We start from the raw sequence: 21,723 nt of genomic DNA, 5'->3' as shown, positions 1-21,723 counted from the left end.
TGCTACAACAAGCCCAAAGCGGAAGGCGAGGGGGTTCGATATGCCTGTCTATCAACGCATCCTTTGCGCTGTGGATTTTTCATCGCTCAGCGGCGAGGCCTGCCAGCGCGCCTTGGTGCTGGCTGAGCACAATCCTCAGCATCTGAGCTTCGTGCATGTCGTCGAATATTTCCCTGGGGAGCGATCGAACGAGCGCATTCCACCCGAGGATGTCGATCCCGCTGGATATGAGTCAGACAAGGCGCGCGCCCGCTTGGCCGCACTCACGTCGAGCCTGGGCTGCGCAGCGGCGCATCAGTCGGTACTGGTCAGCCCGCACTCGGCCTGGCATGAGATCGTGCGTCTTGCAGGCGCCAACGGGACGGATCTTATCGTTCTGGGCAGTCACGGCTGGCACGGTGTGGCTGCCCAGCTCGGATCCACGGCAAGCGCAGTGGCTAATCGTGCCCATTGCGACGTGTTGACCGTGCGGCATTGGGTCTGACCATGGCCGAGTCCTTGCCGGCAGCGAAGGCGCCGGTTGTCATGGCCCGTGGCGCCCTGCAAACGCTTATCGACATGCTCATCGAGACGGGTTATGAAGTCGTCGGGCCGACTGTGCGCGATGGCGCGATCGTCTACGACCATATTTCGGGCTTGAGCGAGCTTCCCGCTGGCTGGACGGACCGGCAGGAGGCCGGAGCATACCGCTTGGAACGGCGCGGTGATGACGCGTTTTTCAGCTTTGCTGTCGGGCCGCACTCGTGGAAGCGATTCCTGCATCCTCCGCTGGAGACGCTATGGAGCGCACATCGGGAAGGCGACGGCATCGAGTTCACCGCGCCCCCGGAACCTTCGACCCCCTTTGCCTTTATCGGTGTTCGGGCTTGCGAGTTGCAGGCGATCGCCATCCAGGATCGTGTTTTCTGCCAAGGTCCGTTCCATGATCAAGCTTATGCAGAGCGGCGGCGGAAGAGCTTCATCGTTGCTGTCAACTGCGCAGAGCCGGGGGGCACCTGCTTTTGCGCATCGATGCAAACCGGGCCCAGGGCACAGCAGGGCTTCGATTTGGCGTTGACAGAGCTGCTTGAGGGCGATGCTGTCTTTGTTGTGGAAATTGGCAGTGCGGCTGGGGCTGCACTGCTTGCCAAGGTGGCGCAGCGCCCGGCAGCGCCCGGTGAAGTCGAGGCCGCACGGCAGGTTGTCGCGGCCGCGGCAACCCGCATGGGACGTCACCTGCAGACCGACGGGATCAAGAATTTGCTTCAGGCCAACCCAAACCACTCGCAATGGGAGGCACTAGGGAAGCGTTGCCTAAGCTGCGGTAACTGCACGATGGTCTGTCCAACCTGCTTTTGCACATCCGTGGATGAGGTCGGCGATCTGGCTGGGGAAACCGCGCGGCGCGTGCGCAAATGGGACTCGTGCTTCACGATGGAGTTTTCCTATATCCACGGTGGCAGTGTGCGGCATTCAGCGGCTGCGCGCTACCGACAGTGGATGACACACAAGCTTGCGAACTGGATTGATCAGTTCGGCACCTCGGGTTGCGTCGGCTGCGGCCGGTGTATCACGTGGTGTCCGGTTGGCATCGACATCACTGCGGAGGTTGCGGCGATTCGCGCCGACGTCCAAGGCACGGGGAGCGCCGCAGATGCAGGAACTTGAACAGATTCTGGCGGAGCATCCATTTTTCGCTGGGTTTGAATCTGCGCATCGCCATTTGGTGGCGGGCTGCGCTCGCAACCACCGATTCGATGCGGGGCGGTACCTGTTCCGGGAAGGCGAGTCAGCCGACGAATTTTTCCTCATTCGGCACGGCCGGGTCGCGCTTGAGATCGCTTCGCCCGGGCATGCATCCATCGTCATTGCAACCCTTGGGGCCGGGGATATCGTGGGCGCCTCATGGCTCGTATCACCGTACCGTTGGAACTTCGACGCGCGGGCGCTCGAGGTCACACGTGCAATCGGTATCGATGCGTCTTGCCTGCGCTGCAAATGCGACGTTGACCACGATCTCGGGTATGCGATGATGACCCGCTTCCTGCCGATTCTGGTCAACCGCTTGCACGCGACGCGGCTACAGCTCCTCGATGTCTACGGAAAACGCTAAGGTGGTGGAGCTGATCAGTCCCTTTACGCCACGGCGCTACCGGGTGGAGCACGTGCAGCGCGAGCTCTCCGATACGGTGACGCTGACGCTCGCCCCCGTCGATGGCGCGCGGCCAGCATTCGTGCCGGGGCAGTTCAACATGCTTTATGCCTTTGGTGTCGGTGAGGCGGCAATCAGCATCAGTGCGGGGGGCGCTGGCAATGGCGCATTCGTGCATACAGTTCGTGAGGTCGGCGCCGTGAGCGGTGCGATCGCGCGGCTTGGCGTGGGCGCCATGCTTGGACTGCGCGGCCCTTTCGGGGTGGGCTGGCCTTTCCTGTCTGCGGTCGGCGGGGACGTCGTGATCGTCGCCGGTGGCCTCGGGTTGGCGCCCCTGCGCCCAGTGATTCACGCCATCTTGAGCGATCGCAATCGCTACAACCGGATCGCGGTTTTGTTTGGCACGCGCAGCCCGGTCGAACTGCTTTATCGCCATGAACTTGAGAGCTGGCGCCAACGGCTTGATGTTGAGGTCGAGGTGACCGTTGATCACGCCGATGCCCAGTGGCACGGTCACGTCGGAGTGGTGCCGTCGCTGATTGCCCGAGCCGGCTTTGACCCACAGCGGGCCACCGCATTTGTGTGCGGACCCGAAATCATGATGCGTTTCACAGTTGGCGCGTTGCGCGATGCCGGGGTCGCAGCCCAACGCATCTACCTGTCGATGGAGCGCAATATGAAATGCGCGATCGGCCTATGCGGCCACTGCCAGTTCGGATCGGCATTTGTCTGCAAGGACGGCCCTGTCATGCGATTGGACGCTGTCGCTGACATTCTTGCGGTGCGTGAGGTCTGATATGGACGAGAAGCCGCGCCTGGCCGTATGGAAATTTGCCTCCTGCGACGGCTGTCAACTCTCTTTGCTCGACTGCGAAGACGAATTGCTGACGCTGGCCGGCGCGGTGCAGATTGCGAATTTTCCCGAAGCCACGAGCCTCATTCTTGATGGTCCTTACGACCTGTCCTTGGTCGAGGGGTCAATCACCACGCCACAGGACGCCGAGCGCATCCTTGAAGTGCGCCGCCAGTCACGGCTTCTGGTGTCAATCGGTGCCTGTGCGACCGCTGGCGGGATCCAGGCGTTGCGGAATCTGGCAGCCATCGATGACTTTGTCGCTGCGGTCTATGCATCGCCGCAGTACATCAGCACGCTGGAAACGTCGACTCCAATCTCTGCCCATGTCACGGTCGATTATGAGTTGCATGGGTGCCCGGTCAACAAGGCGCAACTGCTTGAAGTGATCGCGGCCTTCCTGGCCCGGCGCAAGCCGGCCATCTCCGCGCATAGCGTGTGCATCGAGTGCAAGCGTCGCGGTGCGGTGTGCGTGATGGTGCAGGGCACGCCTTGTCTGGGCCCGGTGACCCATGCGGGGTGTGGCGCCATCTGTCCTGCCTATCACCGCGGCTGTTACGGCTGCTATGGCCCCATGGAGACGCCCAACATGCCAGCGCTGGCCGATGCGTGGCTGGCGCTCGGTGCAGCGCCGCGCGAGATACAGCGCGCTCTTCGTACATTCAATACGGGCGCCGAGCCATTTCTTAAAGAGAGCCAGGCCCATGGCGATTAGGACGATCAAGGTTGACAACCTGACCCGTGTGGAAGGCGAGGGTGCACTCGAGTTGCGTATCAGTGACGGGCACGTGACGGCGGCAAAACTCAAGATCATGGAGCCGCCCCGCTTTTTTGAGGCCCTTTTGCGTGGGCGCAGCTACGCTGAACTTCCTGATATCGTCGCACGCATCTGCGGCATCTGCCCGGTGGCTTATCAAATGAGCGCTGTGCACGCGATTGAGAGGGCTTTTGGCGTGACGGTGCAGGGGCAACTTCGAGCCCTGCGCAGGCTCATGTATTGTGGCGAGTGGATCGAAAGCCATGCATTGCATGTCGTCATGTTGCATGCTCCGGATTTTCTGGGCTTTCCCGATGCGATTCGCATGGCGAGCGTGCATGGTGACAAGGTACGAGATGCGCTGACTTTGAAGAAGGCCGGTAACGAGCTGATTCGGGTGCTCGGCGGACGCGAAATCCATCCCGTGAGTGTCAAGCCGGGTGGCTTTTACCGCGTGCCTAGCCGCGCAGAGTTGACCGCGATGGTGAGCAATCTTGAGCGTGTGCGAGACATTGCGGTCGAGTTGGTGCATTGGGTCGCAGGCTTCGATTTTCCTGATTACACCCGTGACTATGAATTTGTCGCGCTGCGCCACCCGTGCGAGTACCCGCTCAATGAAGGACGGCTGGTGTCCAGTCGGGGCATCGACATTGACGTCGCTGACTATGAGAGCGAATTTGAGGAGCGCCAGGTCGCGGATTCGACGGCGTTGCACTCGCTGCTGAAGCGGCGCGGCGCCTATCTGGTAGGGCCTTTGGCGCGCTACGCATTGAATTTTGACCGGCTGCCGCCAACCGTTCAGGCTCTAGCGCGCCAAGCTGGACTTGGCACGGTATGCAACAACCCGTTCCGTAGCGTCGTCGTGCGTGCGATTGAAGTTGCCTATGCTTGCGAGGAGGCGCTGCGCATCATTGACGCGTATGAGCCGCCGCAGGACGCTGCGCTCACGCTGGTGCCGCGTGCCGGGGTTGGCTTTGGGTGCACGGAGGCGCCACGTGGCATATGCTGGCATCGATACACTTTTGGCGCCGATGGTACCGTTGAAACCGCGCGCATCGTACCGCCGACTTCGCAGAACCAGCCGAGTATGGAGGCAGACCTTGCGAGCGTTGCAGGCGCGATGGTGGACGAGCCAGACGACGCCATCCAAGCGCGCTGCGAGCAAAGCATCCGCAACTATGATCCGTGCATATCCTGCTCGACCCACTTCCTGAGGTTATCGGTGGTTCGGGAATGAGTGGTGCGCGGCGTGTGCTGGTGCTGGGCATTGGCAACCCTGACCGGGGCGACGACGGCGTCGGTGCTTTCGTCGTGCACCGCTTGCGGGATCGCCTTGCACCCGGGTGCGAGGTGCGTACCTGCGCGGGCGACATCGTGGGGATTGTCGATGACTGTGCGGGCTTTGAAGCCTGGGTTTGCGTGGATTGCGCGGCACCTGCAGCTGCGCCCGGACATGTGCATCGCATCGATCTGGCCGTGCAAGAGTTGCCGCGTGAGCTGCTTCTTCCAGCATCAAGTCATACGCTCGGCATAACCACCGCGATCGAGCTGGCGCGCGCTCTGGGCAACGCGCCTGCGGACATTGTTTTTTACGCCGTCGAGGGTTGTCGATTCGATCTGGGCGCAGGACTGAGTCCGGCCGTTGCTGCGGCCGCCACGCGGTTAGTCGAGCAAGTCGCTCAGGAAGTCCAGGGACTGCGCCAGCGTTCAGCAGATCCGCGGTAGCTGGTCACCCACGAGCATGTCAATGAGGCGGTCGCCGCCGAATCGGGTTGCCATGACAACCATTCCGGCGGGCTCTTGCCGGACCTCGCCGATCACCTGCGCGTTGTGCCCGGCTGGGTGGGCTCGCATCGCCTCGAGCAGTGCGTCAGCCCCTTCTGCTGCCACGACCGCGATGAGCTTGCCCTCATTGGCGAGGTACAGAGGATCAAGCCCCAGGATTTCGCAGATGCCACGAACCTCGTCGCGAATCGGCAGCGCGGATTCATCCATCCGAATGCAGCAGTTACTGGCGACAGCGAACTCATTGAGTACCGTGGCCACGCCACCGCGCGTGGCATCGCGCATGCAGTGGATATCGGGGCACACCTTCAACATGGCAGCGATCAGGCCGTTGAGGGGTTGGCAGTCGGACTGCACGCTGCTTTCCAATGCCAGTTCGCCACGCGCATCGACAATGGCGGCGCCGTGATCTCCAATGAAACCATTGACGATGATGACGTCGCCGGCACGCGCACGCTCGGCGCGAATGTCTACATGTGCGGGAATCACGCCGACGCCTGCGGTGTTGATGAAGAGCTTATCGGCGGAGCCCCGCTGCACGACCTTGGTATCGCCGGTGACGATCGACACCCCGGCGGCGTCGGCCGTGGCCTTCATCGACGTTGCCACGCGGCGTAACGCTGCGAGGGGGAAGCCTTCTTCAATGATCATGCCGCAGGTCAGATAAAGGGCCGTTGCGCCGCCCACAGCCAGATCGTTGACGGTGCCGGCAACGGCGAGCTTGCCGATGTCACCGCCGGGAAAAAACAATGGGGTGACAACGTATGAGTCCGTTGTTAAAGCAAGGCGACTGCCATGCCCAAGCAAGCCATCAAGGTTGAGGCGGGCTTGGTCTTCGAGCTGGCTCAGCAGGGGATTGTCAAAAGTCCCGACGAAAATATCGTCGATCAAGTCGCGCATTGCCTTGCCACCGCTGCCATGGGCGAGCGTGATGAGTTCTTCCCCAACTTTGCCGGAACGCCGACGCAGCGCACGAACGGGCACACTCATCAGATCTTCTCCAGATCGGACGCATTGCGCTGGGCAGGAGGCCGCACGCTGCCGTAGCTGTAATGGGCGGCGCAGGCGCCCTCGGAGGACACCATCAACGCACCAAGCGGCGTCTGCGGGCTGCACGGTTTGTCGTAAACCTTGCATTCCCACGGGCGTATCGCGCCCTTGAGCACTTCACCGCATTGGCATGACTGCGGGTCGGCGACCGTTAGGTTCGGAACGGCAAACTTGCGCTCGGCATCAAAGGCGGCATAGCGCTCGCGCATGCGCACGCCCGAGTGATCGATCGAGCCGAGCCCCCGCAATTCAAAGAACTCCCGCTGTTCGAACACCTGAGTCATCGCGTCGAGTCCGGCGCGGTTGCCACCTGGGGCCACGACTCGCGCATACTGATTCTCGACCACACAGCGACCATCGGCCAGCTGTTTAACCACCATCCACAGCGACTGCAGAATGTCGAGCGGTTCGAAGCCGGTAATGACGATCGGCCGCCGATAGTCGCGGGCGACGAACGCGAATGGTTCCTCCCCGATGACCATGCTGACATGACCCGGGGCGAGGAATGCATCAATCTGCATGTCGGGCGCATCAAGAATCGCCTTCAGCGTTGGTGCGGTCGTTATATGGTTGCAAAACAGTGAGAAATTGCCAATCCCGTCGCGTTCAGCCTGGATCACCGTGAGCGCAGTGCTGGGCATGGTGGTCTCGAAACCCAGGGCGAAGAACACCACCTCGCGGTCCGGGTTGCGGCGGGCGAGATCCAGGGCGTCCAGCGGGGAATACACCATGCGCACGTCGGCGCCGTCGGCCTTGGCCTGCAGCAGGCTCTTCTGCGAGCCGGGCACGCGCATGGCGTCGCCGAAAGTGGCGAAGATCACCTCCGGGCGTTGTGCGATGGCGATGCAGTCGTCCACCCGGCCCATCGGCAGCACGCATACCGGACAGCCGGGGCCGTGAACCATCTCGATGCGCTCGGGGAGCATCTGCTCAAGACCGTAGCGAAAAATGGTGTGGGTATGACCGCCACAGAATTCCATGATTTGCAACGGCTTATGGCCAGCCGGGCCAATGCGGTCGAGCAACGCTCCAATTTGCCGGGACAGCGCCCGTGCTTTGTGGGGGTCACGGAATTCGTCAACGTATTGCATGCGGGCTCCCGACGGGTTGCCTTGGCTGGCTAGTCAGTTGGATGTGGAGTGTGCGGGTGAGCCTGTGCGATCGGCGCGGGTGCAGTCCCTCCCGGCGAAAGACGGTGTTGGTCGTCGCGACCATGCGGTGGTCGAGTTGTCTGAGCGGGCGATGCGCTCGCATGTCAGGCCCCCCCAGCTTCACCCAGCAGCGTCGATCTGTCATCGATATCTTCGAGTGCCTTAAGCAATTCCAGTGTGTTGCGCGCCTCGACCTCGTCGATGCGGCTCATGGCGAAGCCAACATGAACCAATACCCACTGGCCAACGCAGGACGCAATCGGGCTCGTGTCGTCCGTGATGCACGCGATGTTGACCAGTCTCCTGACCCCAGAAATCTCCACTTTCGCCAGTCGGTTGTCCGGGTCGACGATTTCGACGATGCGTCCAGGGATACCAAGGCACATGATGATGCGCTCCTTGTAAACGGCCACTCGTGCGTGCCGCCGGGAGTAAGTTGATCGTTCCTCTAGTGTAGGCCGCATGGGCCGTCAAAGTGGGAGAATTATGGTGGCACGCTCACCACGTTACGGAGCAGAGGATCAATGAAAAGCCAGACAGATCTTGTTGTGCAGGATGCACCGTGGTCGGCAGCTTTCCCTGACCTGTGGTTTACAGAGGACGAATGGCGGCGCATTGCTGCCTACTACGGCGTGATTGTGCTCTTGCATGTCGTGGGCTGGGGGTTGTATCTGCATTATGCGGCGCGGTATCCCGCCATGCTCGGACTCGGCCTGGCCGCGTATTTGTTTGGCTTGCGGCACGCTTTTGATGCCGATCACATCGCGGCCGTGGACGATACGGTGCGTTATCTCATGCAGAAAGGTAAGGTGCCTCTCGGCGTGGGATTTTTCTTTTCGCTCGGACATTCAACGGTTGTCTTTGTCCTCGCGGTCTTCACAGCGCTCATGATGTCTGCGGTGAAACACGCGCTGCCTGAAATGCAGCATGTGGGTGCCATGGTCGGCACGGGCGTCTCAGGTCTATTCCTCTGGGTCGTCGGCGTGCTGAATCTGCTGGTTTTACTGGATTTGCTCAAGGGGTGGAAGCACGCCCTTCGTGGTGGCCATGATCATGAGCACCTGGACCGGGTGCTTGGGCAACGTGGACTGCTCAACCGGCTTTTCGGCTCTCGCCTGCAAAGGGTGGTCCACGAAAGCTGGCAGATGTATCCCGTGGGTTTGCTCTTTGGTCTCGGATTCGATACAGCCTCGGAAATTGGCTTGCTTGCGATGACCGCTGGAGCTGCGACAGGAAACCTGCCTGTCTGGGCGGTGATTTCGCTGCCGATTCTTTTCACGGCCGGAATGTCGGCCATGGACACCACCGATGGGGTGTTGATGACGAAAGCCTACGGCTGGGCCTTTGTGAATCCAGTGCGAAAGATCTTCTACAACCTCACCACGACAGGTCTCTCTGTGCTTGTGGCGCTCGTTCTGGGCACGATCGAGCTGTTGCAAATACTCATTCCTTCGATGCACTGGAAGGGGCCCGTAGCCCATACGATCATGTCCCTGCAGTTCGGATCATTCGGCTATCTCATCGTGTTTCTGTTCATGCTGGCTTGGGGTATCTCCGTGCTGGTCTGGAAACTCGGCCGATTCGGCCAGGGTAGCGCTCTAGAGCCTTCGCTGCACGCGAGCGATCCCATCAAAGGTGGCTGCCCGCCGGTGGGGCGGTGAAAGTCATGCTCGGCTTCGTAGGACAGGGAAAAGGCGACTCAATGCGCTGGCCGTTCAAACAAGGGCGGGTAGCAAGAATCAAGGAAGCCGACAGCCGGAGCCCTGTCGACGGTTGATTACTCCGATCGTGAACCGGGCAACGATCTCAGTTCACCGTGGGGTTCAGTTTTTTGAAGGCGGCATGTGATAAGGGCAAGCCGCCTATGCTGACCTCGCCAATCTGCGCACAAGAAGCATCGCGCTTCCGGGGCGAGACTCTGACGCGGCCAATGTCCCCCCATTTTGCCGTGCCGGCCGGTTTCGCGTGCGTCTGCGCAACCCACGTGGAACCGACAGGCGAGACGCGCGATATTCAACTGCCTGTCGTGACTGAAGTCAGAAATTTCAAGGAACCCTGTCCCCGATCGTCACAGGGTTCTCGTCAGGGTCAGCTATACCCTTCTGGCCTCAGTCACGCCTGCCGCACTTTAGCCAATAAAAAACGCGGAGATGTCGTTGCCTTCGGCAATGGCCTCATCCAGCCAATTGGGACGCTTGCCTCTGCCGGACCATGTTGCGCCCGTTTTCGGGTTCCGATATTTGGGAGCGACTTTGGACCCTTTCAGGCTTGAAGCCCTGCCATCCAAGTCGTGCACGGTTAAACCGTAGTCGGCCATTTTCTTTTTGATGTCGGCGATCACGCTATTAAGCTCAGCCTTCCGAGCCGCCTCGGCTTGGGCCGTCAAAGCGGCGATTTGCGCTTGAAGCTCTGCATATGTTGCCATGCTGTCACCTTTAGATCGTTGGGGAACAAGATTATCGTGCGATGCGAGATCTTCTCAAGATTCAACATTGTTGCATCCACAAAAGATTTGAGGGTGCAGAAGATCCCATCAAAAGCAAATTATACCGGTAATCCTTGCGTCTATCTCGCATTGCACCGCCGACACAATGATTACACAAGAAAATTATAGAGCCGAAGGTAAGAGCGTGCGGAACATTATTGATACATCCGCCGAGAAATTGTTTGAGTCGTGAACCACGCCAGTTATTCGTCTGCCGGCGGCACGAATGACGACGATTGGAAGGGCGCTGTGTGGCGCGCTTCCGATGGCTTCCTGATGGTTTTCGGAAACCTGTCTCAATAGCCAATTCCAAACGCGAGAAGCTGATGCTCAACATTCTCGGTTCGCACGCTTATGGCTCGGTTTTGCCTAGGAGTCTGTCGGACTTGAGTTCGAGCGAACCCGGATAATCAGTGCGGCGCGTTTTTTTGGACGGCGGCGCGCTGATCGAGTGTTCTGGAGGGTTCAGGCGGCGCAGTGAGGGGGCATGAGGCCGCCTGAGGACTCGGTTTTAGCGTGATTGGGGCGCATTTTCCCTCACGCCGCGCGCAGCACGTACATGCGCTTGATGTTCCAGGCCATGGTCACCAAGCTCCACTCGCCTTGCGCTTTGGCCAGCCCACGCAGGCTCATCTGGCGCCAGCCCATCACCCGCTTGATGATGCCGAACACCGGCTCCACCGTCTGCTTGCGCAAGCTGTAGAGGGCTCGCCCAGCCTGTGTGCGCAGCCGGTGCGCCATCCGCTCCACCGCATCCGTCGTCTGAGGGTCGGGCGCATCGGATGCGAAGCGCTCCATCACGGGCGTGTGATGCGACTGCCTCTTGAGCGCCAGCAGCGGCTCGACCCCGGCATCGCCGCAGGCGATCACGTTGGCCTGGCTGCAGTAGCCGTTGTCCGCAATCAGGGACTGCACCTCGCCCAGCACCGCAGGCAACGCCACAATCTGCTCCAGCGTGGGCACGACTTCGCGCTTGTCGTTGGGCGCCTGGCTCACATGCCGGGTGATCACCATCATCGTCTGGGTGTCCACGCCGGCTTGGGCGTTGTAACTCTGCTCGAAGCTCCCGCCCGACACGGGCATGATGCGTGACTCCTCATCCGTGAGGTTGACTTGGTCGCTGTCCATGGGACCCGCCTGGGGCGGCTCGGGGTCCTTGCCGCGGGGTTTCTTGCCCGCGTCGCGCTGGGCCTGGCGCTTGGCCTGCTTGGCCTCGAACTCCTGCTGCTCCGTCTTGAAGCGTTCGGCTGCGCGCTGCGCGATCTTGGCCTTGGCCTGCGCAATGGCTCTGAGGCGATCCTCCCGCCGGGCGATCTCGGCGGGCACATCCATGCCGTCGGGCGCGCTGGCGCGATCGCTCGTCTCCGCCAGCGCCAGCAGGCCCTGGACTTCCTCGCGCAACTGCGCCTCAATCTTGTTGGCATGCGCCCACGACAGCGCCTTGTGCTTGCTGGCGTTGGCGTCGATCTTGGTGCCGTCCAGCGCAATGTGTCCGAGTTTGAGCAGCTTCATCTCGCGTGCGAGCACCAGCACCTGCACAAACAGGGACTCGACTTCCTTGAGGAAGCGGTGGCGGAACGTCGCCAGCGTGTCGTGATCGGGGTGGGTATTGGCGGCAACAAAGCGAAACGCCACCGAGTCGTAGGTCGCGCGCTCAATCTTGCGGCTCGAATGCACGCCGTTGGCGTAGCCGTAGATCAGCAGCCCCAGCAGCACGGCAGGGTGATGCGCCGCCGATCCGCGCCCCGCATACTGCTTGACCAGATCGTCCAGATCAAGGCGATCGATGACTTCCACAACGAACCGTGCCAAGTGATCCTGCGGCAACCACTCGTCCACCGATGGCGGCAGGAGGTAGGCAGTGTCTCGGTCAACGCTAACGAAGCGGCTCATCGCAAAAAACCCAGGAATGCACTGCCTCCATTGTCATGCATCGCCTTCAAATCCGAAAGCCTCGAAAGTCCGACAGGCTCCTAGGCACGCATGGAGATCGCAGCATTGTTTCCATGCCGCCACTCGTGCCATCTCTCCCTACTCAAAGATGGTTTATGGGCGAGCATTCAGGTCAGCGGTTTTCGCCCTTGACAGCATGCCAGAAGGCTAAGCCCCCGGTCTTTGCCGCATGGCCGATGGCCAAGCCAACTTTCTTGCCTTCGTGGCCAACGGTCAAGCCAATCTTCTTGCCTTCTTGGCCAACAGCATGCGCAGCAGAGCCAACAGTCGAACCGGCCTTTTGGGCCGTTTGATTAAGGGTGCTCTCTGTGGCCTGGGCGCAGGGGGCGCCCAGGATGATGGACACCAACATCAGCGCGCGGGCTCGCTTCGCGGTCAGGGCAAAGCAAGACGTGGACTTTGACATGAATGGATCTCCTCAGAGGCGAGTGTGGGTTGCGTTTTTCAGAGTATCACGCGGAAGTCTCTCCCTGCGTCTGTGGCGGTATGCCCGGTGTTGCTGGCACACGGTACTTGCAATAGCACTTGCGCGCGCAGCAGGACCGTCACGATTCGGCGGCGCTGCACGCACAGACGTTCCCGACGCGGCCTGAAGAGGCATCGATGTGGAGCGGATTCCCCAATCAACCTGTCGGTGGGGCAGGGTGCGGTCGACCCGGCACCCTGCTAGATCCCCATTTCCTTGAATACATCCTTCGCGCTTCGGAAGCTGTCAATGGCCGCAGGGGCTCCGCAGTAAACGGCCGTCTGCAGAAGGACCTCTTTGATTTCGTCCTTGGTCACGCCGTTGTGGATTGCTCCGCGCACGTGAAGCCGAAATTCATGAGGCCTGTTCAGCGCGGTGAGCATGGCAAGGTTGAGCAAGCTGCGATCACGGCGCGAGAGACCGGGACGCGACCAGATTTCGCCCCAGGCATATTCAGTGACGAGGTTCTGCAAATCTCGGGTGAACTCATCGGCGCCCTTAATTGCCGCGTCGACGTACTCAGCACCAAGCACTTCCTTACGCACTGCCAAGCCTCGCTCGAATTGGTCTGGATTCATCCGTTGCTTATATGGATGCCTCCCGGCGATCAAGAGCAATCGGCGTTGTGCTGTGAAGAGTCGGCTGCCGCCTTATATCCGGCCTCGATCGCGGGTTGTCTGGTTGCCCAGACGCGCCGCCGGCCCCGATGTCATTCGCGGACAAGCGCCTCATCTCCTAGAGCGGACTGTTGAAGTCCGACAACGGATTCAGGTTTGGCTTGCCCCGGTCCGACCGGTTCACATCACGCTGCGTCTTGCTGCCTCATCGCCTACAAAGGCGGTCCATTCCTTTCATCAAGTAAGAGTTGATCCATGGTCACCGTTCGTTCAGGCCGCTTGCGGCCGCACGCTGCGGTGGCCCCTCTGGTAATCCTGTTGTCTGGCCGTGACGGCCCAGATCGTCCGCGCCATCTTGGCCGCCTGGGCCACGATGACCACGTTGGCCGGGCGCCGCTGCCGGATCTGCTCCAACCATGGCCCCGGTTCCTTGGCGTGCGTGAGCACGGATCGCGCGCCGTGGATCAACAGCGTTCGCACGTAGGCGTCGCCGCGTTTGGAGATGCCCTGCAGGCGGATCTTGCCGCCCGTGCCTCGCTGTGCGGGCACCAGGCCCAGCCAGGCGCAGAACTGGCGCGCCGAGCCGAAAGCGCGGGCGTCGCCCATGGTGGCGATCGCCGCTGTGGCGGTGAGCACCCCGACGCCGGGGATCTCGGCAATGCGCCGCATGTCCGGATCCTGGCGGAGTTGCCATGCCAGACGTTTGTCAATGGCGGCAATGTCCTCGCCCAGCGCCTTGATGCGCCGCACCTGCTCGCGCAGACTGTCGGCCACCATCTGCGGCAGCGCCGTCGAGAGTGCCTCCAGCGCCGCCTCGACCTCGCCCAGCATGGCCCGGCTGCCCTTGGCGAAGACGGTGCCGAACTCGTACAGCAATCCGCGCAGCGCGTTGGTCTGCATGACGCGCATCTTCATCAGCAGCTCGCGCTGGCGATGCAGCGTCAGCGTGGCCTGCTGCGCCAGCGACTTGACTCCGACGAACTTGGTGCCCGGCTGCTGCACCGCCAGCCAGATCGCTCGCGCGTCCGTCGCATCGGTCTTGTTGCCCGACACGAACGGCCGCACCGCCCGGGCGTGCAGCAGCCTCACCTCATGGCCCAGCGCGCGCAGCTCGCGCGCCCAGTGGTGCGCCCCGCCGCAGGCCTCGATGCCGACCAGGCACCGCGCCCGGTTGGCGAAGTGCTCCAGCACCTTGGCCCGCTTGATCTGCACATTGGCAATCTCGCCCGTGAACATGTCGACCGTGTGCATCTGAAACACCAGCTTGGCGATGTCCAGCCCCACCACCTGCAGGCCGTCCATCGTGCCGATGATTTGCCCTGCGCTCATGCCTGTCTTACGATTCATGTCGGGTCTCCGAGGGTGTTTGTGAAGACCGTGGTCTATCACGTCCTGGGCACATCGATGCCGTATCCACTCGGGGACCCACCCCGCCACCCTGGCGGCCAGGTCGACTCCGAACGGCCTCGCGTTCATCTCCATACTCCTGTCTCAGTCCCCGCAGGGAGGGAGGCATCCATCACATCTCCGAGAAACCCCGCCGTTTAGGGCGGGGAGGAAAGGAGCGCCGATCGAAGATCGGTGCTGTGTTGACAATTTACACGGAAAACGCATAGCATGTGACGCATGCAGGTCAAGCGCGCCTATCGCTTTCGCTTCTACCCGACGCCCGAGCAAGTTGACGCACTGGCTCGAACCTTCGGGTGCGCACGCTTCGCTTACAACCACATGCTACGACTGCGCAGCGACGCCTGGATGCTGCGGCGAGAGCGCGTGGGCTACCACGAAACCTCCGCCGCGCTGACTGTGCTGAAAAAGACGCCCGAGCATGCGTGGCTGAACGAAGTCAGCAGCGTGCCCGTGCAGCAGGCGCTGCGGCACCTGAACACCGCGTTCTCGAACTTCTTCGCCAAGCGAGCCCAGTACCCGTCCTTCAAGCGCAAGGACGGGCCGCAGGCGGCCGAGTACACCACCAGCGCATTCCGGTGGGACGCGGGCCGGCGCGAGTTGCGTCTGGCGAAGATGGACACGCCGCTGGACATCCGCTGGTCGCGCACCTTGCCCCAGGCGGCCAAGCTCACGACCGTGACCATCTCCAGGGATGCGGCCGGTCGGTACTTCGCCGCGCTGCTGTGCGACGACGTGGTCACGTCCAGGAAGGCCGCATCCGGCCAGGTCGGCATCGACCTGGGGCTCACCCATTTCGCGGTCCTCTCGAATGGCGAGAAGATCGCATCCCCGAAAACCTTTCGCAAGAACGAATCTGGACTTGCGAAATGGCAGCGCCGCATGGCGCGAGCCAAGCTCGGATCGAAGAACCGGGCGAAGTTGAAGTTGAAAGTTGCTGCGCTGCATGCGCATATCACGGACGCGCGCAGGGACTTCCTGCACAAGCTCTCGACCCGACTGATCAGCGAAAACCAAGTGATCGCCGTCGAGACGCTGTCCGTGTCGAACATGCAGCGCAACCGCAGCCTGGCGAAATCCATCAGCGACGCAAGCTGGGCGGAGTTTGTCAGGCAGCTCGAGTACAAAGCGCAGTGGTACGGGCGCACATTGATCGGCATCGATCGCTGGTATCCATCCAGCAAGCGATGCTCCGTGTGCGGCCACACCAAGACGACGATGCCGCTGTGCGTGCGCACCTGGGCTTGCCCAGAGTGTGGCACGACCCACGACCGCGACATCAACGCCGCGCGCAACGTCTTGGCCGCAGGACTTGCGGTGTCAGCCCATGGAGAGACTGTAAGTCCCGTCTCGCTGTAAAGCGGCATGGGCTGGACTCTGTGAAGTGGGAATCTCCTCCCTTTAGGGAGGGGAGCAGTCAAGGATTCTCCAAGTAGTGGGTTATCAGAGTATGCGGCTCCAAGCTTTGCGGGTTCCGGCATCAGCGCGTCTCGAACATGCAAAGCGTCGACCCGCACGACCGCCCGGAAGGGTTCCTTTTAACTTGCACGGCGCGGTTTTACCAGTTCTTAACAGCCAGTTGCCCAAAACGCCGTATGGAATTCGAAGCGGCTGTCGGGGTATCCGGGGTTCAGCCGCCAGAATTCCCTCGAAGAGCCCGTGCTTGATCGTCAACGCCGCGTTAGCGCGGACACCGCTTTAGAGCTTGCAGCCGGTGCCAAGCGTATTGGCGGTCGCCATGAAAAGCGCGCTGTCGTTCGACCCCGTCGTCCCTTTTCCGGCGCAAATCCAGCGAATGGAAGCGCATGCACATTGAAGCACCCCTACGCATGCGCCAACAACACGCACCGTTTTGCCAAGCGAATTTGGCATTGCACGCTTCGCTCCATCCGTGACGCCGCCGTACCAAAGTCCTTTCGGCAAGCGCGCACGCCGCGCGATGAACTGGTACTCATCGGCACGGCTGCAAGGGCTCGGCGAGCATCGAGTTGCCTACGTCGACGCGCCGTCAAATGTGTTGGCGGAGTGCACGGGTTGGGCGGATCGAGGCGCAATGATGGAATCCGAACCGCCGAGAACCACGTCCCAGAATGCCGTGCGGACACTTTGACTGGCCGCTTCCACTGCGGAGGCCTCCACCGCGCCGGGCGCTGTCAGGTAATGGCGAACCAGTTCATGAAATGCCGCATGGTTGCGCATGAGTAACGCATAGGCAGCGGTGTCGCGCTGGCGCTGCGGTTGCTCAGAGCACCAAACCCCCAGCTTGCAAAGCTCATGCGCATTGACCTGGCAGTAAAAGTCGTGATCGGGCCCGCCGCGGGACTGCATCAGCAGATGACGAATGCCGATGCCATGGGCGACGATGGCTTGAATTGCCTGGTCATCCACGTGCAGGACCTGCTCCATCAATGCGATCCAGGGCAACTGATCTTGCCATTGGGCCACCCATGAGCCAAGCTTCGCCGCTGGCATGGGGCGGGCGATGACGTAGCCCTGCAGGTTCAAGCAACCCATCACGAATAGGGCCAACGCCTGCCGGGACGTTTCCACACCTTCCGCGACCACCGTCAGGCCCATCATCTGCGCGGTGCGCAGCATTCCATAGGTGATGCTGAGATTGGCGTCATTTTCAAACAAGTCACTGGTGAAGCATCGATCGATTTTGACCGTTGACACGTCGAGAAGCTGAAGGTGCGTGAGGCTTGCACTGCCGGTGCCAAAGTCATCGAGGCTGACACAGACGCCCAATAACCGGCATGCCTGGACAACTTGCCGTGCCCGCGATCCATTGAGTTGTGCGCCATGCTCGGTCAGTTCCACTTCGATCAGTTCGGCAACGCCATCGGGCGCAAGCGTCAAGGCGTCCTGCACATCCGCAACAAATGACTGATCCAAAAAGTGTCGCGGGCTGATATTGACGCAGATTTGCAAGCGTAGCCCTTGGTCTCGCCACCGTAGTGCCTGCGAGATGGCCTCGTGCAAGACATAGCGGCCAATTTGGACTGCCAACTGGGGATCGTCGAGCACCTCTTCGAAAATCCCCGCCGCATGTACGTTGCCAGCCTCGTCACGCAAGCGCAGCAAAGCTTCGACCTTGCTGACGCTGGCCTGCATCCGCCCGCGGGAATCGGGCCTCAGCGACAAGATGGGCTGGTAGTGCAGTTCCAGACGATCCTCGCGCAAGGCACTGGCAACCCACCTCAGCAAGGACTCGTATCGAGCGACCTCCATCTCCATCGCTTCACCAAAGATCTGGTATTGGCGACGCCCTCGCGCTTTGGCTGCGTACATGGCCATATCAGCCTGTCGCAGCAAGGTGGTGGCGCCGACGCTCGGGTCCACATACACGGTAAAGCCCAAGGACAAGCTGATGTGCTCGGTATGGCCGTCGAGATCCATAGGCGGCTCTACGGCTGCCAGAAGACGCTCGGCGATGAGCCCCAGCTGCTCCATGCTCGGACAGTCAGGCAGGATCAAACCAAACTCGTCGCCGCCCAAGCGAGCCAGCAAATCCGAGTCGCGCAAGACGCTGGCAAGACGGCGGCTCACCTCGACGAGTAGCGCGTCCCCGATTTGATGGCCAAGTCGATCATTGATGTTCTTGAAGTGATCCAGGTCAAGGATGCCCACCACAAGTTGCTCACTTACCGGGTGCCCATCCAGGCACTGGGCAAGTCGTGCGTCAAAGGCTCGGCGGTTGAACAAGCCGGTGAGCGGATCACGATCAATCAGTTGCTTGATCTGTGCCTCCTGAGTCTTGAGCGAGGTGATGTCCTGCAGACTCCACACGGCGCCGCCTGGCTGATGCCCATCGTGCAACGGAACGTAATTGCCCAAGAAAACGCGGCCATTGGCCAGTTTGATCTCGTCCTGTGCCGGTTCGTTTTGATGCATTTGCAGCTTGAGTCGGCGCGTTGCGGCTTCGGGGTGCGCGTGCATCGCTGCGACGTGGCTCCAGACGTCCCGCCAGGGGCGCCCGACGAGCAAATTCGGGTTCAGATCAATGCCGTACAGATCGACAAAGGCCCGGCTGCAATACTGCACCAGCCCATTGGCGTCAAAGACGATGACCCCGGCCGGAAGGTTGTTGAGAATCTGATGAAAGTGCGCGTTGGCAGTGGACTCTGCATGGCGCGATCGGTCGAGCGCCTGTCTTGTCAGGAGCGATTGCAGGGCAAGCGAAACCTCCTGAACCATCTGCAGCAAGGTGCCTACGACATGCGAGTCCGTGAAAAATCCAGGAACCGTTCCGTAGAAGACCACGGCATGGTCCGGCGTACCGGATTCCAGCGGGAGGGGAAGTGCGAGGATTTCCTCGATGCCATACGCTTTTGCCTGGGCATGCCAAGGGCGAAACTCGGGTGCGTTGATCGTGGAAAAAACGGGCTTTCCGCTTTTGATGCAACGTGCAAAAGGGCCTTGTTCGAACCGGGCGTCACTCAGTGCGATCTGGATGTTTTGCATATAGCCAGTCTGTCCGGCCGATGCGATCGGGGTTACCTGCCGGCGTCCGGTGGCTTCGGCACACCCGACCCAGACCAGGGCGCAACCGAGCTGCTCCGTGGCTAATGCGCAAAGCCCCTGAAGGATGGATTGTGTATCAGAGGCACGCATCGCCATGGCCAAGCTTTGGCCTAAAAGGCCCAATGCGGCATTCTGGCGCGCTTCGCCTTCGCAGGCCAAGCGCAATTGTTCATTCTTGCGCTGAGCATCCTGGAACCACTGCCGTTGCAAGCGCAGGCTCAGCCCCATGATGAGCGTCAGGAGCGTGAGCGCCAAGCCCGCCCCAATCAGCGGCGCTAGAACGATCTTCCACCATTTGGCCCAGACGAGGGGCTTGGGCGCAAAGACAGAGGCGTAGAGCGGGAAACCGCGAAGTTCTTGAAATGCACCCAAGTACTCCGTATTCGACAGTCCGACATTGATGAGACCCTCCACGTCTCCTTGGGCAGTGCCGGGGTGGTTCAGCAGAAAGTGGTGCAGCGCGCCGTTTCGGGGCTGCTGGAGGAAGCTTTCCAGGCGGCCACCGGTTCTTCCGACTTTTCCAGGGAGCGGCCACGCTCCATACAAATACCCGTCTTGGCCCAGAAGGCCAATGACCTCGCCATCCGCGCGCTGCCTTGGTGTCAGCAGATCGCGATAAAGCTGCACTTGTTGGCTCATGTCGATTCCACCAACCAAGTAGAACAAGGCGCCATTCGGTGTCGTTGCAGCCATCGCAAGATGAATGACAAGTCGGTGGATCAGCGGGCTGAGGGTGGGGTGGAGCAGCTGCAAGACCAGCGGCTCGGCGCGGGCGCGGTCCAGCAAACCGCGCAACGCAGGGTCAGCGTTCAGATCGGGCATGGGCGCGTCGCTGGCCGCCCCGGTGCTGGTCAGGACTCGGCCATCTGATCTCACGAGATTCAGTACAGCGATCCCGGCATCACTTTGCGCGAACTGCGCCAGCTCGCGACGCAAAATGCTCGGGTCTTGCTCTGGTTTGTCTCTCAGCTGCCAAGCAAGCAGCCGCAAGCTCCGTGCATATTGATCGAACTGAAGCTGGACAGCTTGATGGCTCAACTGCGCCAAGGCGTGCAGCTGGCTGCGTGTCTGATTCAGCTGCTCGCGCCACGTCTGGCTGAGATACCAACTCATGCCCCCAACCAGTATGGTGAACGCGCAGGCGTAAAGCCCTAGAGTCCAGCGTCGAAATCGGTCTGCGGAGGGTTCCGGCATGGGCAGGCCTCGTGGAGTGATTGAGCGCAGAAATCAACCTTGGGGTCCCGTTCCCCAAGACGCAGTCTGACTGCCAGGTTCAATGGCCAACAGTGCCGGGCAGCCAGAGGGTAAACAAGGGCTGCCCCCAGCACCGCGCGAAGTGCCGCCACAGCCACGGCAGCCAGCATAACCACGAGCGGCTCCTTGAGCAACCTCGCGGTTAAACCATCAAGCCTGTTGTGAGGCCGTGGCTTTGGGCCCGAGGTCCGCTGTCAGCTTGGGCGCCGCGGTGTTGGCCATCATCGCCGCGAGGCGGGGTGGTCGCAATATGGACTCTCTTGTCGCAACGAGATCGCGACAAGAGAGTCATCAGCCGCGCATGGCGCCGAGCGTGCTACGGTGTTGTCGACCGGTCCTGCGGCGAGCCTGCGGGCCCGGCGGGTTCGGGATCCGCAGGCATCGTTGAATGCCGTGTCATGGACGAGCCGTCCTGCGACTGTGCACGACTCGTCAGTTGCACAATCTCGTCGCGCAGTTCGTGCAACTCCTGACGCAAGGCCTTCATGTCGCGATAGATCTCATGTTGGAGCTTCTTCTCGTTCTCGCCGATGAAGAAAGCCGCGATGCTGGCCGTGATCAGGGAAAACACGGCGTATCCGACAATCACGACGAAGACGGCCAGCACGCGCGAGGCCGCGGTGGTCGGCACGTAGTCACCATAGCCGACTGTTGCAGCTGTTGTGAAGGCCAGCCATAGCCCGGTTTCGTAGGAATGGATGGTGGGCTCGACCCAGTAAAACCCGAGTCCAGCGAGCAGCACGGCACCGAGGCCAAGCATGAAGGCATAGGGAATGGCGTTGGCCGTCACGATGCGCCGCACATAGCTCAGCAGCCGGGCAAAGACCAACCCGATATACGTGATCCGCAGCAATCGGATCAGCGGGATCCACTCGCTGTTAAGCCCAACCAGGGGAAGGGCCGACGCCACGATGATCAGGACGTTCAGCCAGTTGTACTTGAGGTAACTCCATTTCTGCCGGCATAGAACCAGCATGATCAGGGTTTCGACCAGGAATGCGCCAAGGATGAAAAGGTCAATCTCGAGGCCAAAAGGCTTGAGCGCCCCATCGGGCTGAAGATCTTCCAGGTAAAAGGATGGGATGGCCAGTAATGCGATGCCCACCATCAGCGGATTGATGCGCTTTTCGAGCGCGTAAACATGGGGGCGCTCTCCAAGCGGAGCGCCGTTCAGGCCAAACCAGAAGTTGACGTCATGACGCATAGCGTGCAAAGTCTTGGGGCACGAGTGTTAAAGGGAAGAGCGGATCCGGCTGGCATGGCTATTGTGCTCCCTGTGTGCGCACTGCC

The 21,723-nt window shown here is 61.1% G+C and carries 19 protein-coding genes; 9 read left to right on the top strand and 10 right to left on the bottom strand.

Going from position 1 to position 21,723, the window contains the following annotated elements; all coding sequences use genetic code 11:
- Positions 1-40 precede the first annotated feature (40 nt).
- Genes CD04_RS0108220 through CD04_RS0108190 form a run of 7 tightly spaced genes read left to right on the top strand, consistent with a single transcriptional unit; the run spans position 41 to position 5,466 of the window.
- Entirely contained in the window at positions 41-484 is a 444-nt protein-coding gene (locus tag CD04_RS0108220; RefSeq protein ID WP_031405765.1) for a universal stress protein, read from the top strand.
- A gap of 2 nt (positions 485-486) precedes the next feature.
- A complete protein-coding gene (locus tag CD04_RS0108215; RefSeq protein ID WP_031405762.1) occupies positions 487-1,647 on the top strand; it encodes a 4Fe-4S dicluster domain-containing protein in 1,161 nt (386 codons plus the stop codon).
- On the top strand, positions 1,634-2,092 hold the full coding sequence (locus CD04_RS0108210; RefSeq protein ID WP_031405760.1) for a cyclic nucleotide-binding domain-containing protein: 459 nt from the start codon (positions 1,634-1,636) through the stop codon (positions 2,090-2,092). The genes CD04_RS0108215 and CD04_RS0108210 overlap by 14 nt, the downstream gene beginning before the upstream one ends.
- Entirely contained in the window at positions 2,073-2,927 is an 855-nt protein-coding gene (locus CD04_RS0108205; RefSeq protein WP_051849035.1) for an FAD/NAD(P)-binding protein, read from the top strand. Before CD04_RS0108210 ends, CD04_RS0108205 begins: the two co-directional genes overlap by 20 nt.
- 1 nt (position 2,928) lies before the next feature.
- Complete coding sequence (locus CD04_RS0108200; RefSeq protein WP_031405756.1) at positions 2,929-3,699, top strand: oxidoreductase; 771 nt, start codon at positions 2,929-2,931, stop codon at positions 3,697-3,699.
- On the top strand, positions 3,689-4,978 hold the full coding sequence (locus CD04_RS0108195; RefSeq protein ID WP_031405754.1) for a Ni/Fe hydrogenase subunit alpha: 1,290 nt from the start codon (positions 3,689-3,691) through the stop codon (positions 4,976-4,978). Before CD04_RS0108200 ends, CD04_RS0108195 begins: the two co-directional genes overlap by 11 nt.
- The gene (locus tag CD04_RS0108190; RefSeq protein WP_156030192.1) at positions 4,927-5,466 is read left to right on the top strand and encodes a hydrogenase maturation protease; all 540 of its coding nucleotides are present in this window, start codon (positions 4,927-4,929) and stop codon (positions 5,464-5,466) included. The genes CD04_RS0108195 and CD04_RS0108190 overlap by 52 nt, the downstream gene beginning before the upstream one ends.
- Here the strand turns inward: CD04_RS0108190 and hypE are convergent.
- From hypE to CD04_RS0108175, 3 genes are all read right to left on the bottom strand, one after another.
- Positions 5,449-6,516 (bottom strand): hydrogenase expression/formation protein HypE, encoded by a 1,068-nt coding sequence (gene hypE, locus CD04_RS0108185; protein ID WP_051849034.1) that lies wholly within the window; start codon positions 6,514-6,516, stop codon positions 5,449-5,451. The genes CD04_RS0108190 and hypE overlap by 18 nt on opposite strands.
- Positions 6,516-7,667: a hydrogenase formation protein HypD gene (hypD, locus tag CD04_RS0108180; protein WP_031405751.1), complete on the bottom strand. Its 1,152-nt coding sequence runs from the start codon at positions 7,665-7,667 to the stop codon at positions 6,516-6,518. The genes hypE and hypD overlap by 1 nt, the downstream gene beginning before the upstream one ends.
- Positions 7,668-7,831: 164 nt before the next feature.
- A complete protein-coding gene (locus CD04_RS0108175; protein ID WP_031405749.1) occupies positions 7,832-8,113 on the bottom strand; it encodes a HypC/HybG/HupF family hydrogenase formation chaperone in 282 nt (93 codons plus the stop codon).
- Between the two features lie 138 nt (positions 8,114-8,251).
- On the opposite strand from CD04_RS0108175, the gene CD04_RS0108170 reads away from it, so the two are divergent.
- Positions 8,252-9,388: a HoxN/HupN/NixA family nickel/cobalt transporter gene (locus CD04_RS0108170; protein WP_051849033.1), complete on the top strand. Its 1,137-nt coding sequence runs from the start codon at positions 8,252-8,254 to the stop codon at positions 9,386-9,388.
- Between the two features lie 467 nt (positions 9,389-9,855).
- On the opposite strand, the gene CD04_RS0108165 is transcribed toward CD04_RS0108170, so the two are convergent.
- From CD04_RS0108165 to CD04_RS0108145, 5 genes are all read right to left on the bottom strand, one after another.
- Entirely contained in the window at positions 9,856-10,152 is a 297-nt protein-coding gene (locus CD04_RS0108165) for an H-NS family nucleoid-associated regulatory protein (protein ID WP_031405745.1), read from the bottom strand.
- A gap of 597 nt (positions 10,153-10,749) precedes the next feature.
- Positions 10,750-12,105, bottom strand: a complete 1,356-nt coding sequence (locus CD04_RS0108160; RefSeq protein WP_031405719.1) for an IS1182 family transposase — start codon at positions 12,103-12,105, stop codon at positions 10,750-10,752.
- A 172-nt stretch (positions 12,106-12,277) separates the two neighbouring features.
- Positions 12,278-12,571 carry a hypothetical protein gene (locus tag CD04_RS0108155; protein ID WP_051849032.1) on the bottom strand — a complete coding sequence of 98 codons (294 nt, stop codon included), beginning with the start codon at positions 12,569-12,571 and terminating at the stop codon, positions 12,278-12,280.
- Positions 12,572-12,831: 260 nt separating this feature from the next.
- The gene (locus CD04_RS0108150) at positions 12,832-13,209 is read right to left on the bottom strand and encodes a carboxymuconolactone decarboxylase family protein (protein ID WP_031405742.1); all 378 of its coding nucleotides are present in this window, start codon (positions 13,207-13,209) and stop codon (positions 12,832-12,834) included.
- Between the two features lie 309 nt (positions 13,210-13,518).
- Entirely contained in the window at positions 13,519-14,550 is a 1,032-nt protein-coding gene (locus tag CD04_RS0108145; protein WP_031404465.1) for an IS110 family transposase, read from the bottom strand.
- Between the two features lie 324 nt (positions 14,551-14,874).
- Between CD04_RS0108145 and CD04_RS0108140 the strand changes: the two genes are divergently transcribed.
- Entirely contained in the window at positions 14,875-16,014 is a 1,140-nt protein-coding gene (locus CD04_RS0108140; protein WP_031405740.1) for an RNA-guided endonuclease TnpB family protein, read from the top strand.
- 633 nt (positions 16,015-16,647) lie between these two features.
- On the opposite strand, the gene CD04_RS22545 is transcribed toward CD04_RS0108140, so the two are convergent.
- Together CD04_RS22545 and CD04_RS0108125 are read right to left on the bottom strand one after the other, a co-directional pair.
- The gene (locus CD04_RS22545; RefSeq protein ID WP_081857857.1) at positions 16,648-20,373 is read right to left on the bottom strand and encodes an EAL domain-containing protein; all 3,726 of its coding nucleotides are present in this window, start codon (positions 20,371-20,373) and stop codon (positions 16,648-16,650) included.
- 376 nt (positions 20,374-20,749) lie between these two features.
- Positions 20,750-21,637 carry a potassium channel family protein gene (locus tag CD04_RS0108125; RefSeq protein WP_051849030.1) on the bottom strand — a complete coding sequence of 296 codons (888 nt, stop codon included), beginning with the start codon at positions 21,635-21,637 and terminating at the stop codon, positions 20,750-20,752.
- Positions 21,638-21,723 lie beyond the last annotated feature (86 nt).

Source organism: Thiomonas sp. FB-Cd (assembly GCF_000733775.1).
Classification (GTDB): domain Bacteria; phylum Pseudomonadota; class Gammaproteobacteria; order Burkholderiales; family Burkholderiaceae_C; genus Thiomonas_A.
Note: the sequence above shows the minus strand (reverse complement) of the source record. Positions and strands in the feature narration are given on the sequence as shown.